24 protein-coding genes and 1 riboswitch are annotated in these 19,803 nt (G+C 63.3%); of the genes, 14 read left to right on the top strand and 10 right to left on the bottom strand.

Going from position 1 to position 19,803, the window contains the following annotated elements; translation table 11 throughout:
* Nucleotides 1-3: 3 nt before the first annotated feature.
* Complete coding sequence (locus CH249_RS05930) at nucleotides 4-1,077, bottom strand: aldo/keto reductase (protein ID WP_094628954.1); 1,074 nt, start codon at nucleotides 1,075-1,077, stop codon at nucleotides 4-6.
* A 127-nt stretch (nucleotides 1,078-1,204) separates the two neighbouring features.
* On the opposite strand from CH249_RS05930, the gene CH249_RS28300 reads away from it, so the two are divergent.
* From CH249_RS28300 to CH249_RS05915, 4 genes are all read left to right on the top strand, one after another.
* Nucleotides 1,205-1,588: a helix-turn-helix transcriptional regulator gene (locus CH249_RS28300; protein ID WP_256988131.1), complete on the top strand. Its 384-nt coding sequence runs from the start codon at nucleotides 1,205-1,207 to the stop codon at nucleotides 1,586-1,588.
* Between the two features lie 6 nt (nucleotides 1,589-1,594).
* Nucleotides 1,595-2,065 carry a hypothetical protein gene (locus tag CH249_RS28295; protein WP_256988180.1) on the top strand — a complete coding sequence of 157 codons (471 nt, stop codon included), beginning with the start codon at nucleotides 1,595-1,597 and terminating at the stop codon, nucleotides 2,063-2,065.
* Between the two features lie 88 nt (nucleotides 2,066-2,153).
* Nucleotides 2,154-3,023 carry a helix-turn-helix domain-containing protein gene (locus tag CH249_RS05920; RefSeq protein WP_094682408.1) on the top strand — a complete coding sequence of 290 codons (870 nt, stop codon included), beginning with the start codon at nucleotides 2,154-2,156 and terminating at the stop codon, nucleotides 3,021-3,023.
* A gap of 163 nt (nucleotides 3,024-3,186) precedes the next feature.
* Entirely contained in the window at nucleotides 3,187-3,681 is a 495-nt protein-coding gene (locus tag CH249_RS05915) for a hypothetical protein (protein WP_045197834.1), read from the top strand.
* A 102-nt stretch (nucleotides 3,682-3,783) separates the two neighbouring features.
* On the opposite strand, the gene CH249_RS05910 is transcribed toward CH249_RS05915, so the two are convergent.
* Nucleotides 3,784-4,227, bottom strand: coding sequence for a MarR family winged helix-turn-helix transcriptional regulator (locus CH249_RS05910; protein WP_217901355.1), 444 nt, complete (start codon nucleotides 4,225-4,227; stop codon nucleotides 3,784-3,786).
* A 59-nt stretch (nucleotides 4,228-4,286) separates the two neighbouring features.
* Between CH249_RS05910 and CH249_RS05905 the strand changes: the two genes are divergently transcribed.
* Together CH249_RS05905 and CH249_RS05900 are read left to right on the top strand one after the other, a co-directional pair.
* Entirely contained in the window at nucleotides 4,287-4,814 is a 528-nt protein-coding gene (locus CH249_RS05905; protein ID WP_094628960.1) for a phenolic acid decarboxylase, read from the top strand.
* A 1-nt stretch (nucleotide 4,815) separates the two neighbouring features.
* Nucleotides 4,816-5,271 (top strand): DUF3237 domain-containing protein, encoded by a 456-nt coding sequence (locus CH249_RS05900; protein ID WP_094646282.1) that lies wholly within the window; start codon nucleotides 4,816-4,818, stop codon nucleotides 5,269-5,271.
* Between the two features lie 82 nt (nucleotides 5,272-5,353).
* On the opposite strand, the gene CH249_RS05895 is transcribed toward CH249_RS05900, so the two are convergent.
* A complete protein-coding gene (locus CH249_RS05895) occupies nucleotides 5,354-5,785 on the bottom strand; it encodes a PPOX class F420-dependent oxidoreductase (protein ID WP_094646281.1) in 432 nt (143 codons plus the stop codon).
* Nucleotides 5,782-6,291, bottom strand: a complete 510-nt coding sequence (locus CH249_RS05890; RefSeq protein ID WP_094646280.1) for a tetratricopeptide repeat protein — start codon at nucleotides 6,289-6,291, stop codon at nucleotides 5,782-5,784. Before CH249_RS05890 ends, CH249_RS05895 begins: the two co-directional genes overlap by 4 nt.
* 28 nt (nucleotides 6,292-6,319) lie before the next feature.
* Between CH249_RS05890 and CH249_RS05885 the strand changes: the two genes are divergently transcribed.
* From CH249_RS05885 to CH249_RS05875, 3 genes are all read left to right on the top strand, one after another.
* Nucleotides 6,320-7,222 carry a LysR family transcriptional regulator gene (locus CH249_RS05885; RefSeq protein ID WP_094646279.1) on the top strand — a complete coding sequence of 301 codons (903 nt, stop codon included), beginning with the start codon at nucleotides 6,320-6,322 and terminating at the stop codon, nucleotides 7,220-7,222.
* Nucleotides 7,223-7,384: 162 nt separating this feature from the next.
* On the top strand, nucleotides 7,385-8,446 hold the full coding sequence (locus tag CH249_RS05880; RefSeq protein WP_230596961.1) for an isocitrate/isopropylmalate dehydrogenase family protein: 1,062 nt from the start codon (nucleotides 7,385-7,387) through the stop codon (nucleotides 8,444-8,446).
* Between the two features lie 3 nt (nucleotides 8,447-8,449).
* Nucleotides 8,450-9,766, top strand: a complete 1,317-nt coding sequence (locus tag CH249_RS05875) for a CitMHS family transporter (RefSeq protein ID WP_094682409.1) — start codon at nucleotides 8,450-8,452, stop codon at nucleotides 9,764-9,766.
* Between the two features lies 1 nt (nucleotide 9,767).
* On the opposite strand, the gene CH249_RS05870 is transcribed toward CH249_RS05875, so the two are convergent.
* Entirely contained in the window at nucleotides 9,768-10,136 is a 369-nt protein-coding gene (locus CH249_RS05870; RefSeq protein ID WP_094646277.1) for a glyoxalase, read from the bottom strand.
* A gap of 60 nt (nucleotides 10,137-10,196) precedes the next feature.
* Between CH249_RS05870 and CH249_RS05865 the strand changes: the two genes are divergently transcribed.
* Nucleotides 10,197-10,667, top strand: coding sequence for a nuclear transport factor 2 family protein (locus CH249_RS05865; protein WP_082074044.1), 471 nt, complete (start codon nucleotides 10,197-10,199; stop codon nucleotides 10,665-10,667).
* A 79-nt stretch (nucleotides 10,668-10,746) separates the two neighbouring features.
* On the opposite strand, the gene CH249_RS05860 is transcribed toward CH249_RS05865, so the two are convergent.
* The 4 genes from CH249_RS05860 to CH249_RS05845 form a co-directional block, all read right to left on the bottom strand.
* Complete coding sequence (locus CH249_RS05860; protein ID WP_045197814.1) at nucleotides 10,747-11,535, bottom strand: ABC transporter ATP-binding protein; 789 nt, start codon at nucleotides 11,533-11,535, stop codon at nucleotides 10,747-10,749.
* Entirely contained in the window at nucleotides 11,532-12,557 is a 1,026-nt protein-coding gene (locus tag CH249_RS05855) for an iron ABC transporter permease (protein WP_094682410.1), read from the bottom strand. Before CH249_RS05855 ends, CH249_RS05860 begins: the two co-directional genes overlap by 4 nt.
* Complete coding sequence (locus tag CH249_RS05850; RefSeq protein WP_094646276.1) at nucleotides 12,554-13,582, bottom strand: ABC transporter substrate-binding protein; 1,029 nt, start codon at nucleotides 13,580-13,582, stop codon at nucleotides 12,554-12,556. Before CH249_RS05850 ends, CH249_RS05855 begins: the two co-directional genes overlap by 4 nt.
* Before the next feature lie 67 nt (nucleotides 13,583-13,649).
* A riboswitch (cobalamin riboswitch) is annotated at nucleotides 13,650-13,714 on the bottom strand.
* A 45-nt stretch (nucleotides 13,715-13,759) separates the two neighbouring features.
* Entirely contained in the window at nucleotides 13,760-14,959 is a 1,200-nt protein-coding gene (locus CH249_RS05845; RefSeq protein WP_094682411.1) for an MFS transporter, read from the bottom strand.
* A gap of 47 nt (nucleotides 14,960-15,006) precedes the next feature.
* Between CH249_RS05845 and CH249_RS05840 the strand changes: the two genes are divergently transcribed.
* From CH249_RS05840 to CH249_RS05825, 4 genes are all read left to right on the top strand, one after another.
* Nucleotides 15,007-16,071: a substrate-binding domain-containing protein gene (locus CH249_RS05840; protein WP_256988128.1), complete on the top strand. Its 1,065-nt coding sequence runs from the start codon at nucleotides 15,007-15,009 to the stop codon at nucleotides 16,069-16,071.
* A 93-nt stretch (nucleotides 16,072-16,164) separates the two neighbouring features.
* The gene (locus CH249_RS05835) at nucleotides 16,165-17,550 is read left to right on the top strand and encodes a bifunctional diguanylate cyclase/phosphodiesterase (protein WP_094646274.1); all 1,386 of its coding nucleotides are present in this window, start codon (nucleotides 16,165-16,167) and stop codon (nucleotides 17,548-17,550) included.
* A 15-nt stretch (nucleotides 17,551-17,565) separates the two neighbouring features.
* On the top strand, nucleotides 17,566-17,985 hold the full coding sequence (locus tag CH249_RS05830) for a TIGR03668 family PPOX class F420-dependent oxidoreductase (protein WP_094646273.1): 420 nt from the start codon (nucleotides 17,566-17,568) through the stop codon (nucleotides 17,983-17,985).
* A 149-nt stretch (nucleotides 17,986-18,134) separates the two neighbouring features.
* Nucleotides 18,135-18,695, top strand: a complete 561-nt coding sequence (locus CH249_RS05825; RefSeq protein ID WP_094656703.1) for a GNAT family N-acetyltransferase — start codon at nucleotides 18,135-18,137, stop codon at nucleotides 18,693-18,695.
* Here the strand turns inward: CH249_RS05825 and CH249_RS05820 are convergent.
* Nucleotides 18,671-19,660, bottom strand: a complete 990-nt coding sequence (locus CH249_RS05820) for a hypothetical protein (RefSeq protein ID WP_256988126.1) — start codon at nucleotides 19,658-19,660, stop codon at nucleotides 18,671-18,673. The genes CH249_RS05825 and CH249_RS05820 overlap by 25 nt on opposite strands.
* Nucleotides 19,661-19,803: the final 143 nt, after the last annotated feature.

The following is a 19,803-nucleotide window of genomic DNA, read 5'->3' as shown; positions in this document are numbered from 1 at the left end:
GGTTCACCAGGTTCTGATGGGACGGGGCCGAACCGAGGTGCGGCCGGTGGTGACGCCGCGCACCATCGGTCGCATCAGGAATTCGTGCGGAAACCCCAGGTCGATAACGCTGGCTGCGTGCAGTGCATCGAGGTGGGAGTCGTCGAGGGTGACATCGAGCGCAGAGATGTTCTCCTGCAACTGTTCCGGAGTACGCGCGCCGATCAGCGAGCTGACGACCGACGGATGCCTGAGCGTCCATGCCAGCGCCACCTGAGCCGCGGACGCCCCGAGTTCGCGTGCGACACCAACGACGACGTCCGCGACTGCGAGCCCCCGCGTGGTCAGCGTTCCGTTCGCCTTGGCGTGATCACGACGGGTTCCCACTGGGCTGTCCGAGCCCGCCGTCGCAAGGTCTGCGGCAGAGTATTTGCCCGTCAACACGCCACCGCCGAGGGGAGCCCAAGGAATCACACCGAGGCCCAAACTCGCTGCCATCGGCAACAATTCCCGCTCGGTTGTTCTCTCCATCAAGCTGTACTCCACCTGAAGTGCCGCGAACGGCGGCCACCCGCGCAACTCCGCGGTGGTCTGCATTCGCGCGACTTCCCATGCCGGTGTGTCCGAAATTCCTATGTACAGAACCTTTCCCGAACGGACCAGCTCACCGAGCGAAGCGATGATCTCGTCACTCGGCGTCATACGGTCCCACGCATGCACATACAGCAGGTCGATGTAGTCGGTACCGAGATTCCTCAGGCTTGCCTCGACGGACCCGCGGAGACTCTTTCTACCGCCCCCACCTGCGTTCGGATCCGACGGATCACGCGTCGCCGCATATTTCGTCGCGACGACGACCGAATCGCGGCGGCCCCGGAGAAATGTACCCAGGTACCGCTCCGACTGTCCGTCGGTATAGATGTTGGCGGTGTCGACCATGTTTCCGCCGGCGTCGAGGTAGGCGTCGAAGATTTTCCTCGAGTCTTCCTCGTCCGCACCCCAACCCCACGCATCGCCGAATGTCATGGTTCCCAGCGACAGAGGTGAAACTCGCAGACCAGAGCGGCCCAGCAGTCGGTAGTCGTCCAAACGTGTCATCGGTCATGTCTCCTTCGTGTCCGGTCCCACTCACCGTCCTGGCACCGAGGGGGAACGGAAAGGACCAGATCATCCTGGGAAGAGCGATACCAGGCCGATCGCGCCCGAGTGCCCTACCGTGGATCGGGTGAGCGGGCAGCTGGGTCGAGACGAACTGGCGGCATTTCTGCGCGCCAGGCGCGAGGCGCTGATCCCGTCGGACGTCGGTCTACCACCTCGGATAGGGGCATCACGTACGCCCGGTCTGCGGCGTGAGGAGGTCGCTGCGTTGGCCGGTGTGAGCGTGGATTACCTCGTTCGTCTCGAACAGGCACGTGATGTCAGGCCGTCCGCCCACGTGGTGCAGTCACTGTCGAATGCGCTGAAGTTGTCTGCTGATCAGACGGGCTACCTGTTCACGCTCGCCGGCCATCGCGCACCCGACCGACCCGCCGTCCAGCAGGTGCCCGACGGCATCCGAGCGTTGATCGACGACATCGGTCCGCTGCCGGCGATGGTACTCAACCACTGACTCGACATCCTCGCCGCGAACGACACCATGGCCGCACTCCTCCTCGACATCGACGAACGCCCGGTGTCGGAGCGCAATGTTCTACGAATGTGTTTCCTGGACAGCCGATTCGACGGATTCTACGAGGCACGCGACGACGTCGTCCGAGGCGCAGTGGCAGACCTGCGTGCCGCATGGGTGAACCACTCTCACGACCAGGAGCTCGCCGCCTCGATCGACGAACTCGAACGAGGCAGCGCAGAATTCGCCCGCTACTGGCAGTCCCGTGAAGTGTCGGTGCGCAGCCGCGGTGACAAACCGATGCGACATCCGCTCGTCGGACCGGTGACCGTGACGTTCGATGTCCTCACTCCACTCGGCGACCCTGATCTACGATTGATCGTCTACCGGCCTGTCGATGCGCAATCTCGTTCTGCGCTGGACGAACTCGGCCGGTTACGCTCTCATCGAAAGCAGCGGCACCTGCGCACGATCTGAATCCGACCTTTCGCGGCACGGAAAGTCGAGACTCCATCGGTCCCGTGCTCCTATCGTTTCGGGCAGAACGAAGGAAGGTCACCGGCACATGCTCGAACGATGGAACGCAGCACTCGACTACATCGAGAAGAACCTCGACCGCGAGATCGATCCGACCGAACTCGCTCGGATCACCCGCACATCGGAGTATCACTTTCGACGCGTGTTCTCGGCGCTGGCGGGACTACCACTGTCGCACTACATCCGACAACGCCGAATGACGCTGGCAGCAGCCGACATTCTCGACGGACAGGGTGTGCTCGACGTCGCGACCAAATACGGATACACCGCGGACGCATTCACCCGCGCCTTCCGAGACCTACACGGCATCACACCATCTCGAGCACGCCGCCCCGGAGCCATCCTTCGTTCCAGACAAGCAGTGACATTTCACCTGACCATCGAAGGACGAAGCACCATGCGATACCGCATCACCGACCTGCCCGCATTCCACATCGTCGGCAAAACCACCCGAATCCCACTCCGATTTCACGGCGAGAACACCGCCATGACCGAATTCCACCGAAACCTGGCCCCCGGAACCGGCGACGAATTACGCGAACTTGCCGACCTGCCCGAACTCCCCGACATCCTCTTCGTCAGCGACGGCTTCGAACCCGAACGCGAGGACGGCAGTCTCTTCGACTACTACTTCGCAGTTGCAAGCACGTCGGCCGGAACACCCGACTGGGACACCCTCGCCGTGCCCGCATCGACCTGGGCGGTATTCGAGACGAGCAGCAACACCGCACTCGCCCCCGCACTCCAACAACTCTGGGCCGACGCCTTCAGCGAATGGTTCCCCTCCAACCCCTACGAAACAATCCCGGGACCGGAAATCCTGACCGTCACCGAAGCCTCCCCCGACTGGTCCTCGGGAGCGGGAGAACTGTGGCTCCCCATCCAACGAAATCCATAGCCGTCCTCATCTCCTCCCCTCCCGGCGCTGCCCCCCCCCGTTGACCACTCAATGTGACGTTCAGTGGCCTTTTCGGGGGTCAATGTCACATCGAGTGGACTGCTGGAGGGAGCCCAGCGCACGGCCAATCGGTCTCGGCCGCCGTGCTCGGTAGTCTGACGACATGTTGGCCGGCCGACGAGAGGGGTTGCGTCGGCGATATCTGTCGCTGGGGATCGGCGAGCTGGTCGCAGCCGTAGTCTTCCTGACGCTTGCCCTCACCATGGCGATACCGCGGCTCGACGACCGACAAGACCGTCTCGCGTTGTGGTCCGCCCTTGTTCCGTTGCTCGTCGTGCTCGTACAAGCGGGGGTCTACTGGCTGCTGGCGCGTTCCTGGGTCGAAAACCACCCGATGCCCGTCTTCCTACGCGGGACCTACCGGGTGTGTCGAATCGTCGACGTCGCGTTGCTCGCTGCCGGGTTGGTGGGCATCATCGTATGGCTTCCCGCCGGGATCGGTGCGGCTCTCGCCGTCGTCGCGGTATGGCTCTTCGGAGTCATCGAGTTCGTCAACTACTTCGTCGTCCGGCTTTCCTATCCCGTACGCCATTGGCTGTCGACTGTTCGTCAGCTGCGCACTCCTCGATTGGTTCGCGACATGAACACTGTTGCCTGACTCCACCGTCGGCGTACCCGGTAGACACTCGATGTGACATTCAGTGGACTTTTCGGCAGTCAATGTCACATCGAGTGGACTGCGGTCGACTGGGCGAAACGCTCAGGACGATCGACGAGCCAGGATTTCCGTGATGTCGGCCAGAGCAGGGATTGCCGCAGAGAGTGCTCGACGGCTGTCCACGGTCAGCTCGTCGAGTGCGTCGGAAAGGACCTGCGAGCTGACTGCGTCGTATTCGGCGAGGAGGCGGAGGGCCTTGGTCGACGCCGTCAGGGTCGCTCCCCGGAGGTCGTTCGACGAGATCGATCGTTCGACGAGACCCGCGTCGACCATTGCCTTGATCAGGTTGCTCACGGTGGAGCGAGCGAGGTTCAGATGTGCCGCGAGGACGCCGGGGCTCATCGACGGCTTGTCGACCAGCGCCCTCATCACCTCGACGTGCGAGTCGGGGAGGTCAGGCAAATCCGCGGCCTCGCGGGTCGCGCGGAGCAGCGAGCGTCGCAGCGGGCCCAGTTGTCGCGCGAGCTCGATTGCGGAGGAGTGCATCGTTCGATGATCGCACATGTAGTTTTGCCGCAAACATAGTTTTGTGACAAAATGTCCTTATGGATATAGAGACCTCGGTTCAGAATCCGGTCCCGAATCAGGACCTCAGCGGCATCGTCGGGCACCGCTTCATCTACACGTACGCGAACAACTGGCAGTACGAGATGTACGTCAAGAACGCTACGACGATCGACTACCGCATCCACACCGGCATGGTCGGTGGTCGATGGGTCAAGGACCAGGAAGTCGATCTGGTCCAACTCGATGACGACGTCTACAAGATCTCATGGAACGAGCCCACCGGAACATCCGTCGTCGTCAACGTCATTCCCGGCAAGCGGCGTCTGCACGGCACGATCTTCTTCCCTCAGTGGATCGAGTTGGACGGTACGAAAACTGTTCTGTACCAGAATGATCATCTCGACGAGATGCGCGCCTATCGTGATGCCGGACCGACCTACCCCATTTACGTGGTCCCCGAATTCGCCCGAATCACTTTGTTCGAGCACGTCGGCATCGACGACGAGACGATCGTGTCGCTCGCGCCCAGCGATCTGCCCGACGGATTCGCCGACCGAACGAACTGACGTGCGCCCCGATCTGATCTTCGTCGCACATCTGTCGGTAACCGTGGGCGAACCGATCGACTTGGGCGAGGTGGTCGATGGTCACCGCCGCATCGTGCCGATCCTCGGCGGGACCGTCGAGGGCCCCCTACTGCGCGGCCGAGTCCTGCCCGGAGGAGCGGATCACCAGATTCTCCGCACCCCCACAATCACAGAACTGGACGCCCGATACGCCCTCGAGACCGATGCGGGCGAACGAGTCGCCGTACACAACATGGGCATACGAAGTGGTGCCGAAGAGGACATCGACGCACTTGTCCGCGGCGAAGATGTGCCCGCCGATCGCGTCTACTTCCGAAGCCAACCGCGCCTGTCCTCCGCCGCAAGCCGCCTCGCATGGATGAACGAACGACTGTTCCTCGGATCCGGCAAACGACTGCCGAACTCGATCGAACTGGACATCTATCAGATCACCTGACCGACGTTATTTCGCGCAGTCAATGTGACATTCGGTGGCCTTTCGGGCAATCAATGTCACGTCGAGTGGACAGGGAGGGGTGTCAGGCCATCGATTGGCCGTAGACGTGGGTCACGGAGATAGTCACCAGAACTCGTCGGTCGGCGACCATGACTGCTCGGTATTCGTTCCAGTCAGGGTGCTCACCGGCCGCAGCGCGGTAGTAGTCGACCAGTGCCTCGACTTCGGGGCTGTTCGGTGACGATCCCGGACCGGTGAGGGTGACGGTGCCCTCCGCCGTCGCCCATGCCCTACCGTCGGGACTGGTCACTTCTAGTGCGGCGCGTGGATCTCGACGCAAGTTGGCCGTTTTCGCTCGTCCTTCGGTCACCGAGATTCGGATGGTCTCGGCAGCGCGATCGTAGAACGGCGTCACCGGCGAGAGCTGCGGAAGTCCGCTGGCCTTGATGGTCGCCAACACTCCGATTCGGCTCTGTTCGAGAAGGTCGTGTGGATCGAATGCGCTGTCGGTCATGGATTCCCCTCAGGTCGTGTTGACAACTCGGCCGCGTAGGCCCCGATTGCTCGACGATATTTCCCCATTGCAGGGTTCGCTGCCTGAAGCGCACTCCGAAGCGCCTGCGCTACATCCCCGATATCCCACAGGGCCAGCGCCACGAATGCGTCACGTGCGGAGATGTATTCGTTCGCGAACTCGAACTCTCGGAGCACATGCAATGCATCGTGCGGTCGCCCGACATTGCGCAATGAACTCGCCAATTGGATCCGGGCCTGATTTTCCCGGTCGCCCTCGAGACCAGCCGACAGGGAGGCTTCATACAACGGGACTGCGGCCGCACCGTCGCCCAAGAAGTCTTCCAGCGATGCACGCTCGAACAGAGTACGAGCATCCGAATAGGATGCGGCCGAGAGCAAGTCCGCCATCTCGACACGCATACGGACGGGGTCGGTGTCATCCGCTTCACGCCAGAACGCCACTAGCGGGTCCACATTGCCTCCACCTGTCGTCACGCGCTCCATCGTCGCAGACACCGCTTAGTCTCGACAGATGGATGTGGACCTGTCCCTACTCAAGTTGCTGGTGGAAATCGACCGCAGCGGGTCGATGACGGCCGCTGCCGAACGGCTCATGTTCACCCCCTCAGCTGTGTCCCAGCAGGTCAAGAGACTCGAGGCCGTCGTCGGAACCCCGGTCCTCGAGCGACACGCACGCGGAGTGCGCCTCACCGAGGCCGGTCGGCTCGTTGCGGGGAGAGCGGCGGCGATCGACACGCAACTGTCTGCCCTGCGCGCCGACCTCGACGATCTGCTCGACGCCCGCAGCGGCCACGTCACCCTGGGCGTCTTCCCTTCCTTCGCTGCATCTCTTCTGCCGGACGTCATGAGTGCATTTCGCTCTGCGCATCCAGGGATCGATTTGGGCATACGGTCGTCGCGGCTGCGCGACCTGCACGCGATGCTGCTGGGCCGAGAAGTAGATTTGTCCTTGGCATGGGACTACCCGGAATTGCCGATGGTGGTCGACGACGTCGAGACCGAAGTCATCGCCGAGGACGCCACGGTCCTTCTCGTTCCCGCGGGTTGGTCTCGGAGAGGCCCCGTTCCACTCCAATCGCTCGAAGGCGAACAGTGGATTGTTCGCGCGTCGCAGCACTCCATCACCACGATGTTCCGAACAGCCTGTCTCAAAGCCGGTTTCGAGCCGAAGATCCTGATCGAGTCCAACGACTACATGGAATCTCAGGCGATGGTTGCTGCCGGGCTGGGACTCACCGTGGCACCCGCGATGACCACTCGCTACCTTCGCGAGGGCGTCGAGTCGATTGCCTTGGATGAACTCTCGAGGCGGCGAATCCTGCTGTGCCGCCTCGAGCAGCGGGCGCCGTCCCCTGCATCGAATGCCATGACATCGGTGCTCGTCACGCTCTTCGAAGCTATGAATTCTGCTTGAGTCAGATGTAAGAAACGATCTCTGGTCTTCACGCTGCGTAGGCGGCAAGGTATGCCACAGGTCACATCGGTGACCTAGTCCGCAACAGTGCGGACGTGAACACCTGGAGACATCGTGACTACCGGACACCCAGCGCCAGCCCCAGACAACACAGTCGAACTGGTGGTTCTCGCCGGCGACGGCATCGGTCCCGAGATCAGCGCGGCGACTGCCTCGGTGGTCGAAAGTGCGCTCGCGCACAACGGAATCACCGCCAGGTTCACCGATGGAACCATCGGTTTCGATGCGCTCGCCGCCTCGCGGACAACCATGCCCGACGCCATCGTCGATCTCTCGCGTGCAGCAGACGGCGTCGTTCTGGGCCCGGTGTCGCACCTGGACTACCCACCGACCTCCGAAGGCGGCGTCAACCCGTCGGGAATACTGCGGCGAAAGTTGGACCTGTACGCCAACATTCGGCCCGCCAGGACTGTCCCGGCTCTCCCGAATCCTCTCGGCAAGAACTTCGACCTCGTGATTGCCAGAGAGAACACCGAAGGCTTCTATGCCGATCGGACGATGTTCGCCGGTGGTGGCGAGTTCATGCCCACAGAGGACCTCGCACTGGCCATTCGAAAGGTGACTCGTCACGGTTCCGAACGCATCGTGCGCCGAGCGTTCGAGCTGGCACGGACGCGTAGATCGAAAGTCACCGTGGTGCACAAGGCCAACGTCCTCAGGCTGAGCGACGGGCTGTTCCTCGAGGCGGCCAGAGCCGTCCGGCAGGACTTTCCCGACGTCTCCTACGAGGAGCTATTGGTCGACGCTGTCGCCGCGCTGCTGATACGTCGACCGGAGTCCTTCGACGTGATCGCAACCACCAACATGTTCGGGGACATCCTCTCGGACGAGGCCACCGAGCTCTCCGGCAGCTTGGGATTGGCGGCGTCACTGAATGTCGGTGACAAGCACGCCGTCGCGCAAGCACAACATGGATCGGCACCCGACATAGCAGGGCAAGGAATCGCCAATCCCGCGTCGCTGATCGGTTCTGCCGCAATGCTCCTGGACTGGATCGGACAGCAGCGCGGCGACGAAAGACTGACTGCAGCGGGCAGATCGATTCATCGAGCCATCGACACGGCCGTGGGTATGCCCGAGACCCGCACGGCGGACCTCCACGGAACCGCAACCACCGAGCGCTTCACGCTCGCAGTAATCGAGCACCTCGAATCGGAGCGCTGAATCATGTTGGCAGTGCTCGGATTCGTCTCACTCGCATCCTTCATGCTGGTGGTGATCAAGAAGTGGGCGACGGCACTGGTTGCCGTCGTCACCATCCCCATCGTTGTTCTGTTGATCAGTGGACAGGGTGCAGCGCTACCGGACATGGTCGCGAAAGGCATCGAAACCGTTGCTCCCACAGCAATTTTGCTGCTCTTCGCGGTGCTGTACTTCGGGATCATGATGGACGCCAAACTGTTCGACCCCATTTCGCGCGGCATCATCCGACTGTCCGGCGGAGACCCAGTCAAGATCTGCGTCGGCACAGCGGTTCTCGCACTCCTGGTCGCACTCGACGGCGACGGCACCACGTCATACATGATCATCTGCTCCGCGTTTATCCCCATCTATCGCAAGCTCGGAATCAACCCCCTGGTGATCGCCACGATCGCGACCATGGCTCTCGGGACCATATCCGGTACTACGCCGTGGGGCGGAGCCGCGACCCGAGCGATCAGCGTGCTGCAGATCGATGCCACCGAGTACTTCGTACACATGCTGCCGGCGATGCTGCTGATGTCCGCGGCGATCGTCGGCCTCGCGTACCTGTTGGGGCGCAGCGCACGTAAGAAGATCTCCCCTGAGCGCATCGCCGAAGTCACCGCGCACGTGTCTGCTGGCGGGCACGAAGAGGGCTCGGAGGGAACACTTCTGACGAAGGCAACCTGGCGAACGTGGGTGAACGCAGCACTGACGGTCACCTTGCTGGTGCTGCTGGTGCTGGGAGTCGCGGACCTATTGGTGCTGTTCATGCTGGGATTCATCATCGTGCTCGTCGTCAACCACCCCAAGCCCTCCGATCAGGGCGAGGTGATCCGATCGCACGCTGCCAACGCCGTCCCCGTCGTCATATTGGTCCTGGGTGCCGGCGTGTTCACCGGCATCCTCACCGAAACCGGTATGACAACCGCCATGGCCGACGCGCTGATATCTCTGATTCCGGACGGTGCCGAGGGCATGATTCCCGCCGCAGCCGCGCTGATCGGCATACCGCTGAGCTTCTTCATGGCCAACGACGCCTACTTCTTCGGGATAGTGCCGGTACTCGCGGAATCGGCTGCGCAGTACTCCATCCCACCCGAAGAGATGGCGCGTGCCGCCGTGATCGGCCAGATGGCTCACTCGATCGGACCGGCGTCGGCACCGTTGTGGGTTCTTCTCGGCCTGGTCCGCGCGTCACTGGGCGACTTCCAACGCTTCGCATTCCTGTGGGTGTTGGCCGCGTCGCTGATGTACATCGTGTTCGCGATTGTCACCGGAGCCATCTCGGTGGGTCTGTGACCTATTGTGCTGCCACGAATTCGATTCGATTGCCCACTCCGTCGCGGGTATGGAACCGTCGTCGACCCTCGATCCCCTCAGGGTCGGCCCAATCGACCGGGTAGCCGGCAGACGTCAACGCCGCAGCGGTTGCATCGACGTCGGCAACGAAAGCCGGGTGCGCCTTCACTGCCGGACGAAAGTCGTCGTCGACGCCGACATGCAACTCACCGTCGGGACCACCTACACCCGGCACCCGGAACCAACAGCCCCCGCGAACGGCCAACAACGGCGGCTTCGGGACCTCCTCCCAGCCCAAGGCTCCTGAGAAGAACGCTCGCTCTAGATCCTCGCCGCCCGCCGGACACGCGACCTGCACATGATGAATCATCGACAGAACGTACCGCCGACTCGATTGACACGTCGATGAACGGTAGGCAAACGTATGGGCATGCAACTGAGATTTCTGGCCGGCATCTCGACGGCCTTCGCATTCAAGCTTCTGCTGATGCGAGCGCTGACACTCAAGCTGCAGCGAGACATCGAAGCGCTGAACAACGGCGACTACCGTCCCCTGCTCGCGTCGTTCCACCGAGACGCAGTGCTCAAGTTCGCCGACGGAGACAGCCGCTGGTCGGGCACCCATCGCGGCCGCGCAGCCATCGAAAGATTCTTCCAGGACTTCGTCGCAGCCGGGATACAAGGACAGATCAGCGAAATCTACAGTGGCGGCGCACCCTGGCGAATGACCCTGCTCGTGCGGTTCGACGACCGAGCCCACGCAGCCGACGGCACCCAGATCTACAACAACCGCACCGTGCTCCTGGTCCGCACGAGCTGGGGGAAAATCATCTCGCAAGAAGACTTCTTCGAGGACACCACACGCATCGACGCATTCGAGAAGAAACTGCGGCAACTCTAGATCACCCGGCCCGGCATCACACCGTGTGCCATCCGCCGGTACTCAATGTGACATCCAGTGGCCTTTTCGGCGGTCAATGTCACATCGAGTGGACTCCAGGGTCGGAGGGGGTGGGGCGGCGATAGGTCACCTGGGGGTAGTTGTCGGCATTCGTGACGCTGGCGTTCACGTTGTACACCGTGCGCACGAGGTGTTCGGTGATCACTTCGTTCGGGGTTCCCGATGCCACGATGGTGCCGTGATCGAGGACGATGATTCGGTCGCAGAACATGGCGGCGAGGTTGAGGTCGTGCAGGGCGATGTAGCTGCTCAGGGGTAGGCCTGCGACGAGGGTGAGGATGTCGAGTTGATGTTGGATGTCGAGGTGATTGGTCGGCTCGTCGAGCAGTAGTTCGGTGGGTTGCTGGGCGAGGGCTCGGGCGATCTGGACTCGTTGGCGTTCGCCGCCGGAGAGGGTGTGCCACCGTCGGGTGGCTTTCGATGCCATGGCGGTGTCGGTGAGTGCTCGTGCGATGGCGGCGTCGTCGTCGGATGCGTCGCCGCCGAGGATGCCGTGATGTGGGATGCGGCCGAGGCGGACGACGTCGCGGACGCTGATGTCGACGTCGGTGTCGGAGTGTTGGTCGACCATGGCCACCCGTCTGGCGACGCGACGTCGGCGCAGTGTTCGCAGGTTGTCTCCGTCGAGCAGCACGTCGCCACTGTCGGGTGCGACGATGCCGGCAAGAATGCGCAACAGGGAGGATTTGCCCGAGCCGTTGGGGCCGATCAGGCCGATGGTCTCTCCCGGTTCGGGCGCGAAGCTGATGCCGTCGAGGATCGGGTGTCCACTCCGGGTCCATCGAATGTCTCTGGCGTGCAGTGTCATCGAGATCTCCTGAGCCGAAAGAGAATCAGGGCGAAGGCCGGAACGCCGATAAGGGCCGTGACCACTCCGACCGGAATTTCCTGTGGTGCGAACACCGTTCGAGCGATGGTGTCGACCCAGACCATGAATATTGCCCCCATCACCACCGTCGTCGGAAGCAGTCTTCGATGGCGCGACCCCACGAGGAAACGAGCAGCGTGCGGTAGCACCAGCCCTACGAATCCGATGGCACCGGCGGCGCTGACGAGGGCGGCCGTGATCAATGCGGTGATGACCAGCAACAGGATTCGCACGTACTTCACCGGAACGCCGAGGGATGCGGCCGCGTCGTGCCCGAAAGTGAAGGCATCGAGGGCCGAGGTGTTGAACAGGCACACCGCCATGCCCAGCAGTGCCACAGTGCCGCACAGTGCCACGTCCGTCCAGTCGGCGCCGCTCAAGGAACCGAGCAGCCAGAACAAGACTCCTCGGGTTTGCTCGGCGTCGGCCGAAGATATGACGATGAACGACGTCAGAGCCGAGAACAGTTGTGTACCTGCCACTCCCGCCAGCACGACGCGGTCGTTGCCGCCGCCCGCACCTGCGGCGAGCAGCATGACCAGCACGAACGACAGCAGCGCTCCGGCGAAGGCTCCGGTGGACAGCGACAGTGCACCGCCACCGACGCCGAGCACCGCGACGACGACGGCACCGGTGGATGCGCCCGACGAGATACCCAGTACGAACGGGTCGGCGAGGGGATTGCGCAGCAGCGATTGCATGATGGCTCCGCACAGCGCGAGGCCTGCACCGCAGACGGCGGCGAGCAGCGTTCGGGGCAATCGCAACTGCCAGACGATGCCGTCCTCGATGCGGCTCACTTCGGCCGTACCGATCCCGATGTGCCCCAGTATCACTCGATACACATCGGATACCGACACGCTGGCCGGACCGATGGTCACGGCCACGCCGATCGAGAGCAACAACACCACGAAGCCACCGAGCAGAAGCGGGATCAGCAACCCGCGATCGGTCCGGCTCATGGGGTGGTCGATCCCCAGTTCTGCAGAGCAGCAGCAACTTTTTCGACCCCGTCGATCGTACGGATCGACGGGTTGAGGTCGGCGCCGTTGACGACGATGTACCGCTTGCTCTCGACGGCGGTGAGCCGACTCGTGACGGGATTCGATTCCAGGAAGGCGATCTTGCTGTCGAGAGCATCACCGGCGATGCTCCGTCGGCTCAGGTCCGCGAGCACGAGCGCGGTGGGATCACGATCGAGAACACTCTCCCAATTGACCTGTGGCCATTCGTCGGTGGTGTCGGCGTAGATGTTCTCGGCACCGACGGATTCGGTGATGATGCCCGACGATCCACAGCATCCGGCCATGTAGGGGGTGTCGGTGTCGGCGAACCAGTACGCCAGCGACACACCGGAGGCGTCGACGGCTCCCGATGCCTTCGCGAAGCGATCCTGCAGTTCGGCGATGAAGCGTTCACCGCGATCACGCACGTCGAAGATGGCCGCGAGGTCGCGAATCTCCTGGTAGACGGTCTCGATCTCGAGTGGCGACGTACGCGCGCCGTCGGAGTTGACGCTGTCGTCGGTCTTGCCGTTGCAGTCGGTGGGAGAGAGGTAGCTCGGCACACCGAGCTGCTCGAACTGGTCTCTGTCGGCGACGCCTCCCGGTCCGAGGGTGCCGCCGAACGACGCGGTGACGAAGTCGGGCTCGGCGTCCAACACCACCTCGAGGGAAGGTTTGTTGTCCGCCAACCTGGGCACCTTCGCGTTCTCCGACTCGAGGTTCGCACGGACGGGGTCGGTCCAGGTGGCGGTGCCGACCATACGGTCGGCGAGGCCGAGCGAGAGAAGGATTTCCGTCGAACCCTGATTCAACGAGACCGCACGTTGCGGCGGGGCGTCGACGACGACGTCGCGACCGCAATTGTCGATGGTCAGCGGATAGTTTCCTGTGGTCGGGGTGGCCGCGTCGGTCGTCGCCGTGGACGAACAGCCGGCGAGAACGAGGAACGAGACAGCGCCTAGTACGGCGAGGGTGGTGCGCATCGTGAAGAGCTTCCTGCTGAGGGCTCGTGTCGCGGAGCCGCGGTTGGAGGTGGATCGCGACGTCCGAGCATTCGGACTTCGAGCTCTCACTCGTCACCGTTGCGCGCCAGCTCCGGAATTGCACCGGATTCCCTCTTTCGTCGCGTGCTGACCCTATCGTGCGGGGTACCTCAACGGTCAGCCTGCCGTTGCTGTCACCGGCTCCTGTCCGTAGCGACTCGGAAAGGTTCTGCGCGCCACCACGACCACGGCCAGCGCTGCGGCGACCAGGACTGTTGCAGCAGCGGTGACGGCCCCGATGCCGCTCAGGTCGATCACCACACCGCCCAGCAGTGCGCCCGTCGCGATCGCCAACTGGAAGGAAACGACGTAGATCGCCGACGCCTTGTCCGCATCGGCCGGGGCGGCTCTGACCACGGCCGATTGAATACAAACCGGAAGGGTGGTGAAGGCCAGCCCCCACAACGCGATGGCACCGACAGCGAACACGGCCCAGCTGCCCGGAGCCCCGCTCAGAGTGCACCAGAGAATTGCCACTGCCGCTGCGACCGCACCGAGGGCCGCGATGGTCGAGTGCCGGGGCCACCGGTCGTAGGTTCTCCCGATCACCCAGATGCCGACCACCCCGAACAGTCCGTACAGCATCAGCATCAAGGTCAGGGTGGTTCCCGCCGATCCGATGGCACGGTCGACGATCACCGAGAAGTAGGTGTACGCGGCGAAATGACCGAGGACGGCCAGGAACGTCACTGCACACAGAACGGCCAGGGAGCCGTCGAGCACCCGCGGTGTCTTCTTCGTTTCCGAGACCGCTCGGGTGACCGGTAGTGCCGGGAGGACGAAGTACAGCGCCACCGCGATGGCTGCGGCGACGATGCCGAGAATCGTTGCTGCGGTGCGCCATCCGAGCCACTGGCCCAGTGCGGCCGTGAGCGGGTTGCCGGCAACCAACGCCAACGAGGTACCGGCATACACCGTCGCGATGGCCTTGCCCTGCTTACCGGGTAGAGCCAGCGATGCCGCGACCGGAGCGACGACAGCCCAGAAGACTCCGTGCGTTGCCGCGCAGAGCATTCGAGAGATCACCAACATCGGATATCCGACCGATACCGCCGAGAGGAGTTGCGAGAGTGCCAATGCGGCAACGGTGATGACCACGACGCGTCGTCGGGGCCACTGCCGCACGAACCGGATCAACGGCATCGTCATCACGGCGACGCCGTACGCGTAGAAGGTCAGTAGGAGACCCACGGCGGATTCGCCGACACCGAGGTCCCCGGATATCTCGGGGAGCAACCCCACGGGCAGCGTTTCCGCCGTGACGTAGATGAATGCGGCTGCGGCGAGCACCAGCAGCTTCGGTAGCGGCGACGACATACTGTGTATCGTTACACATCGTGGGTGCCGCGCGCTACAGTGGGCCGGTGAACACTCGGGTGACCATGGCCGACGTCGCAGCGTCCGCAGGCGTTTCCACCATGAGCGTCTCGTACACCTACAACCGACCGAGCCGAGTTTCCGCGGCCACCCGCGATCGCGTGCACGAGGCAGCAGCGGCCCTCGGATACGCCGGTCCCAACCGCACCGCGCGGTCGTTGCGCAGCGGCAGGCACGACAGCATCGGAGTCGTCCTCGGCGAGAAGCTCACCTACGCCTTCGAGGATCCCCAGGCTCGACGCTTTCTGTCCGGCATCGCCGAAGCGTGTCTCGACGCCGACACCGCGCTGGTGATGCTGCCGAACCTGCACCGCGACACCGACAACGCTCGCATCCGAGACGCACAGGTCGACGGGTACGTGGTGTGGACCACGGAGATCGACGACCCCTTGCTCGACGTGCTCGTCGAGACCGGCCGCCCCACGTGCATCCAGGGTGGGCCCGACCACCCCGGCCTGAACTCGATCGCCATCGACGACAGGGCGGCAGCCGAGGCAGTGGCCACCGCCGCATTGCACAGCCGATCTCGACCTGCCATCGTCGCTCTCAGGCCCGATACCCGACGCGAATCGACGATCGTGAGTGGCGCGGACGCGTCGGACATCTCGATGCCGGTGACCCGAGCTCGACTCGAGGGTTACCGAGACGCATGCCTGCAATCGGGGATCGAATGGTCGACGGTACCGACACTGTTCACCACCAACAACGCCCGCCCCGAAGGGGACCGAGCAGCGCAGGTGTTGTTGCAGGACAACGCTATCGACACATTGCTCGTGATGAGCGACGAACTTGCCCTCGGGGTGCTCGATGCTGCGGCCACGGCCGGAATCGACGTTCCGGGGCGACTGGCCGTGACCGGGTGGGACGACTCCCCTGCCGCGGCCGAGGCCGGATTGACCACCGTTGCGCAGTCGCTGTTCGATCAGGGCCGGTCGGCGGCTCGGTGGGTGCTCGGACTCAGCGACAGCGTGGACGACGCGATCTGGAGCGTCGAAGAACGAGCATCGACAGGACGCGCAAACGGCCCACAAACCAAGGACACCGTGATCTAATAGTCCTAAAAAAGGGGATGCCCCCTGTTTATAGCGTTCAAGCAGACTCTTCGGCTAGTATCATCCATGGCTGTCCGGCCATGAGGGGGAACAGTGAGCCGAGAGCACGACGCGCCGCCCCGTCATGTCGCCGCGGTTACCTCAGCCGCTGCCGTAGGCGGAACAGCTGCCCAACGCGACGCGCTGACCGGTCTTCCGAACCGCGTCGAGATTCTTGCCCTCATCACCGACGAGCTCGACCGACGCACCCCGGATCGTCAGTTCAGCGTCCTGCTGGTCGACATCGACGGATTCCGAGAGTTCAACGACGCTCTCGGCCCCGCGCAGGGCGACAGCCTGCTGTGCATGGTCGCCGACCGACTGCTCGCCTCCACCCGCCCCGGCGACACCATCGGCCGACTCACCGGCGACGAATTCGTCGTCATCGCACGGGGCTGCCACTCCATAGCCGCGCGCGCCCTGGCTGCCGGATTCGCGAGCATCTTCGAGCCCGCCTTCGAGCTCTCCGGCCGCCAACTCACCCTCACCGCCAGCGTCGGAGTCGCCTCGAGTACCACCACCGACATCAGCGCCACCCAACTGGTCCACAACGCCACCGCAGCCATGCACGCCGCCAAAGCCGTCGGACGCAACGAACACCACGTCTTCACCGACGAGCTCCACCACACCAACCGCACCCGACTCGAACTCATCGAACGACTACGCGGCACCGCCATGGTCGAGCGCGAACTGACGATGGTCTACCAACCCATCGTGGAACTCGCGACGGGAACGGTCGTCGGAGCCGAAGCACTCATCCGATGGAACCACCCCGAACTCGGCCTGCTGATGCCCGACACCTTCATCCCCCTCGCCGAGGACGCCGACCTCATCGTCCCGCTGAGCATGTGGATTCTCGCCGAGGTCGCGCACACGATCGCGGACTGGCAGACCCGCAACATCCACCTCCAAGTGGGCGTCAACATCAGCCCAGCCCACTTCGCCACCGGAACCCTCGCCACCGACGTCATCGACACCGTCGACACCTACGGCATAGAACCCGGACGACTCGCCCTCGAACTCTCCGAATCACAGACACTCCACGACCTCGACGCAGTCCACTACCAACTCCGCGACGTCCAACGCCACGGCGTCCTCATCGCCATCGACGACTTCGGCTCCGGCTTCTCCTCCCTCGAACGACTCGCCACCCTCCCCGTCGACACCCTCAAGATCGACAAATCCCTCACCCAACACCTCGACAGCGACAACCTGCACCGACGCCGCGCCATGACCACGCTCTGCACAGCCCTCGTCGACGTCACCACCACTCTCGGCAAAGACACCGTCATCGAGGGAATCGAGACACCGGAACAACTCCAGATCTGCACCGACATGGGCGTAACCTTCGGCCAAGGACACCTACTCGGACGCCCCATGTCCGTTGCGGCACTCGAACAATTCATCACCCGACACAGCACCCACAGCGAATCCGCATAACCCGAGGAACCGAACGTGAAGATCGACAACGAAGTCCAACGCTTCACCGCCGCACCCCGAGCCCAACTCTCCACCATCAACCCCGACGGCACACCACACCTGGTCCCGATCGTCTTCGCCGTCGCCCCCACCGGCGACCGAATCTTCACCGCCATCGACTGGAAACCCAAGACAACGCAGAAACTCCAGCGACTCGACAACATCCGCGCCGACCCCGCCGTCAGCCTCATCGTCGACCACTACACCGACGATTGGTCCCAACTCTGGTGGATCCGCGCGGACGGATCCGCCCACATCGTCGAAACCTCCAGCGCCGAAGGCACATCGGCCACCGACGCCCTGGTCGCGAAATACAGTCAATACAAAAACAACAGACCCGAAGGTCCGGTCATCATCATCGACAAACTGTCCTGGAGATCCTGGTCGGCTTCCTGAACCCCGCCCTTGCCGCTGCCCCTTGTCCACTCAATGTGACCTTCGGTGGCCTTTTCGCCCGTCGATGGCACATCGAGTGGACTGCGAGCGGGTGACAGTGCAACGAAATTCGTTGGCAGATCGGGTGCACTGTTGACACACTGCTGGCCATGCTGGATGTACCTCCCGATCGGATTGTCACCGGCCGACTTCTCATTCGTCGCGAGTCGGCCGGCGATGCCGACGCCGTTGCCGACGTGATCGGTCGCAATCTCGCGCGCCTTGCGCCGTGGATGGGGTGGGCGACCGAAGAAGCGGCCCAGCCTTCGGTGCAATCGGCTCGCATTGCGGAGGCCGTCGAGCAGTGGAATGCCGGGGAGATGTTCGATTACGGAATTTTCGAGCGCGACGGCGGTGCGTTTCTGGGCAAGATCGGGATGCATCGCCGGATCGGCCCGCACGGCATCGAATTGGGTTACTGGCTCGACGCCCGGGCCGAGGGACGTGGGATGATCAGCGAGGCCGTCGCCGCCCTCATACGGGAGGCCTCAAGGCTGGACGGAATCAATCGAGTCGAAATTCATTGTGACGCAGCGAATCTCCGGAGCCAGGCCGTACCCAAGAGGCTTGGATTCGTGCTGGACAGGATCGAGCATCGGCCGATCGCAGCTACGTCCGAGACCGGCAAGCACATGGTGTGGGTGTATCAACCCGAGCGACTACGAGCCTGATCCGCTCGCGGTCGGACCGTGACATTCGGTCGCGGTCGCGCCTTGGCCTGCTCGTAACGCGCACGAAGGTCGGACAGAACGCGTTCCGGGTCCTCCCGAATATCGCTCGGCAGATGTGTCACCACGATGAGGCCGGCATTCTGCGCTCGTTCCCGACGCGCCACCGTCGCCCTGTGCGCCGCGGGCGAGAGATGGTATTCGAGCGAATCGATCTCCCAATCCAACGCGACATCGTCGAGCCAGTTGTCGGCTATCAGCAGGAACCTGCCCTGCTCGTCGTGGACAGCCACGTTGTGCTGCATCGTCGGAAGTCCGCTGCGCGCGTACAGCTTCTGGGCCTGAGCCTCCGCCACCGAGTGCGCACCTGCAGCCAGTTCCCTCAGAACTCGACGTGGCATCGCAGTTCCCCGCGTACTACCGGCGTTCAGTTCCTTCATGATCGCGTCCACGGTAGCCGCACCTCGCTGCACGACACCGGCAATCAACGCCATGCACTGCTCGGCATTCTTCATCCGTCGAACTGCATCGCACAGACACCGAACGATCGGGGCGACGCGAAGTCCCGACTTGATTTCCGCCGTCGGCATTCGCCACGTCCGCTCCACGACAGCGAAGCCCACGGACTTGCGATGTTGCGGCTCGGGAATCAGTGCGAACGTCTCCTCCAACGAACCCGACGTGCCCAATCCATGCAACGCCAGCCCTGCCCGACCGCTGATGAGAGCATCCTTTCCGCAGTAGATCGCAACCGCGGTGGCGCGTTCGATCGGCGTCAGCGAACGATTCTTCAAGAACACCAACCCAGGTAACACCCGTGACCAGCTGCCGTCCGGCTGGGTGCGTCGAACGATGGTCTTCGACGCCACCCCAAGCTCGAGTAAGTGCGCTGTCCTCATGAAGCCGCGATCCGACGCAGCCGCGATCACCTTCGCATCGACTCGTGCTCCACCCCGCTTCATGGCCATGATGATGCACAGTCCGCGCACCCCGAATCCGCCGCGACGACGGGAAACGAACTGCCCTGTGGATAACTCACGCCCTGTGGACGAACTTTCACCCACGCGCCGCCGAGGCGACGTCGTATCGAGATCCAACGCACCCGAAGATC

It is taken from the genome of Rhodococcus sp. 05-2255-3B1, from assembly GCF_002258545.1.
In the GTDB taxonomy this organism is placed as follows: Bacteria; Actinomycetota; Actinomycetes; order Mycobacteriales; family Mycobacteriaceae; genus Rhodococcoides.
This window is presented reverse-complemented; position numbering and strand designations above follow the sequence as displayed.

Bases quoted from the DNA above. Each gene is read 5' to 3' on its own strand.
- CH249_RS05930 (WP_094628954.1), bottom strand. From the start codon at position 1,077: ATGACACGTTTGGACGACTACCGACTGCTGGGCCGCTCTGGTCTGCGA.
- CH249_RS05920 (WP_094682408.1), top strand. From the start codon at position 2,154: ATGCTCGAACGATGGAACGCAGCACTCGACTACATCGAGAAGAACCTC.
- CH249_RS05915 (WP_045197834.1), top strand. From the start codon at position 3,187: ATGTTGGCCGGCCGACGAGAGGGGTTGCGTCGGCGATATCTGTCGCTG.
- CH249_RS05910 (WP_217901355.1), bottom strand. From the start codon at position 4,227: ATGCACTCCTCCGCAATCGAGCTCGCGCGACAACTGGGCCCGCTGCGA.
- CH249_RS05905 (WP_094628960.1), top strand. From the start codon at position 4,287: ATGGATATAGAGACCTCGGTTCAGAATCCGGTCCCGAATCAGGACCTC.
- CH249_RS05895 (WP_094646281.1), bottom strand. From the start codon at position 5,785: ATGACCGACAGCGCATTCGATCCACACGACCTTCTCGAACAGAGCCGA.
- CH249_RS05890 (WP_094646280.1), bottom strand. From the start codon at position 6,291: ATGGAGCGCGTGACGACAGGTGGAGGCAATGTGGACCCGCTAGTGGCG.
- CH249_RS05885 (WP_094646279.1), top strand. From the start codon at position 6,320: ATGGATGTGGACCTGTCCCTACTCAAGTTGCTGGTGGAAATCGACCGC.
- CH249_RS05875 (WP_094682409.1), top strand. From the start codon at position 8,450: ATGTTGGCAGTGCTCGGATTCGTCTCACTCGCATCCTTCATGCTGGTG.
- CH249_RS05870 (WP_094646277.1), bottom strand. From the start codon at position 10,136: ATGATTCATCATGTGCAGGTCGCGTGTCCGGCGGGCGGCGAGGATCTA.
- CH249_RS05865 (WP_082074044.1), top strand. From the start codon at position 10,197: ATGCAACTGAGATTTCTGGCCGGCATCTCGACGGCCTTCGCATTCAAG.
- CH249_RS05860 (WP_045197814.1), bottom strand. From the start codon at position 11,535: ATGACACTGCACGCCAGAGACATTCGATGGACCCGGAGTGGACACCCG.
- CH249_RS05855 (WP_094682410.1), bottom strand. From the start codon at position 12,557: ATGAGCCGGACCGATCGCGGGTTGCTGATCCCGCTTCTGCTCGGTGGC.
- CH249_RS05850 (WP_094646276.1), bottom strand. From the start codon at position 13,582: ATGCGCACCACCCTCGCCGTACTAGGCGCTGTCTCGTTCCTCGTTCTC.
- CH249_RS05845 (WP_094682411.1), bottom strand. From the start codon at position 14,959: ATGTCGTCGCCGCTACCGAAGCTGCTGGTGCTCGCCGCAGCCGCATTC.
- CH249_RS05825 (WP_094656703.1), top strand. From the start codon at position 18,135: ATGCTGGATGTACCTCCCGATCGGATTGTCACCGGCCGACTTCTCATT.
- CH249_RS05820 (WP_256988126.1), bottom strand. From the start codon at position 19,660: ATGGCCATGAAGCGGGGTGGAGCACGAGTCGATGCGAAGGTGATCGCG.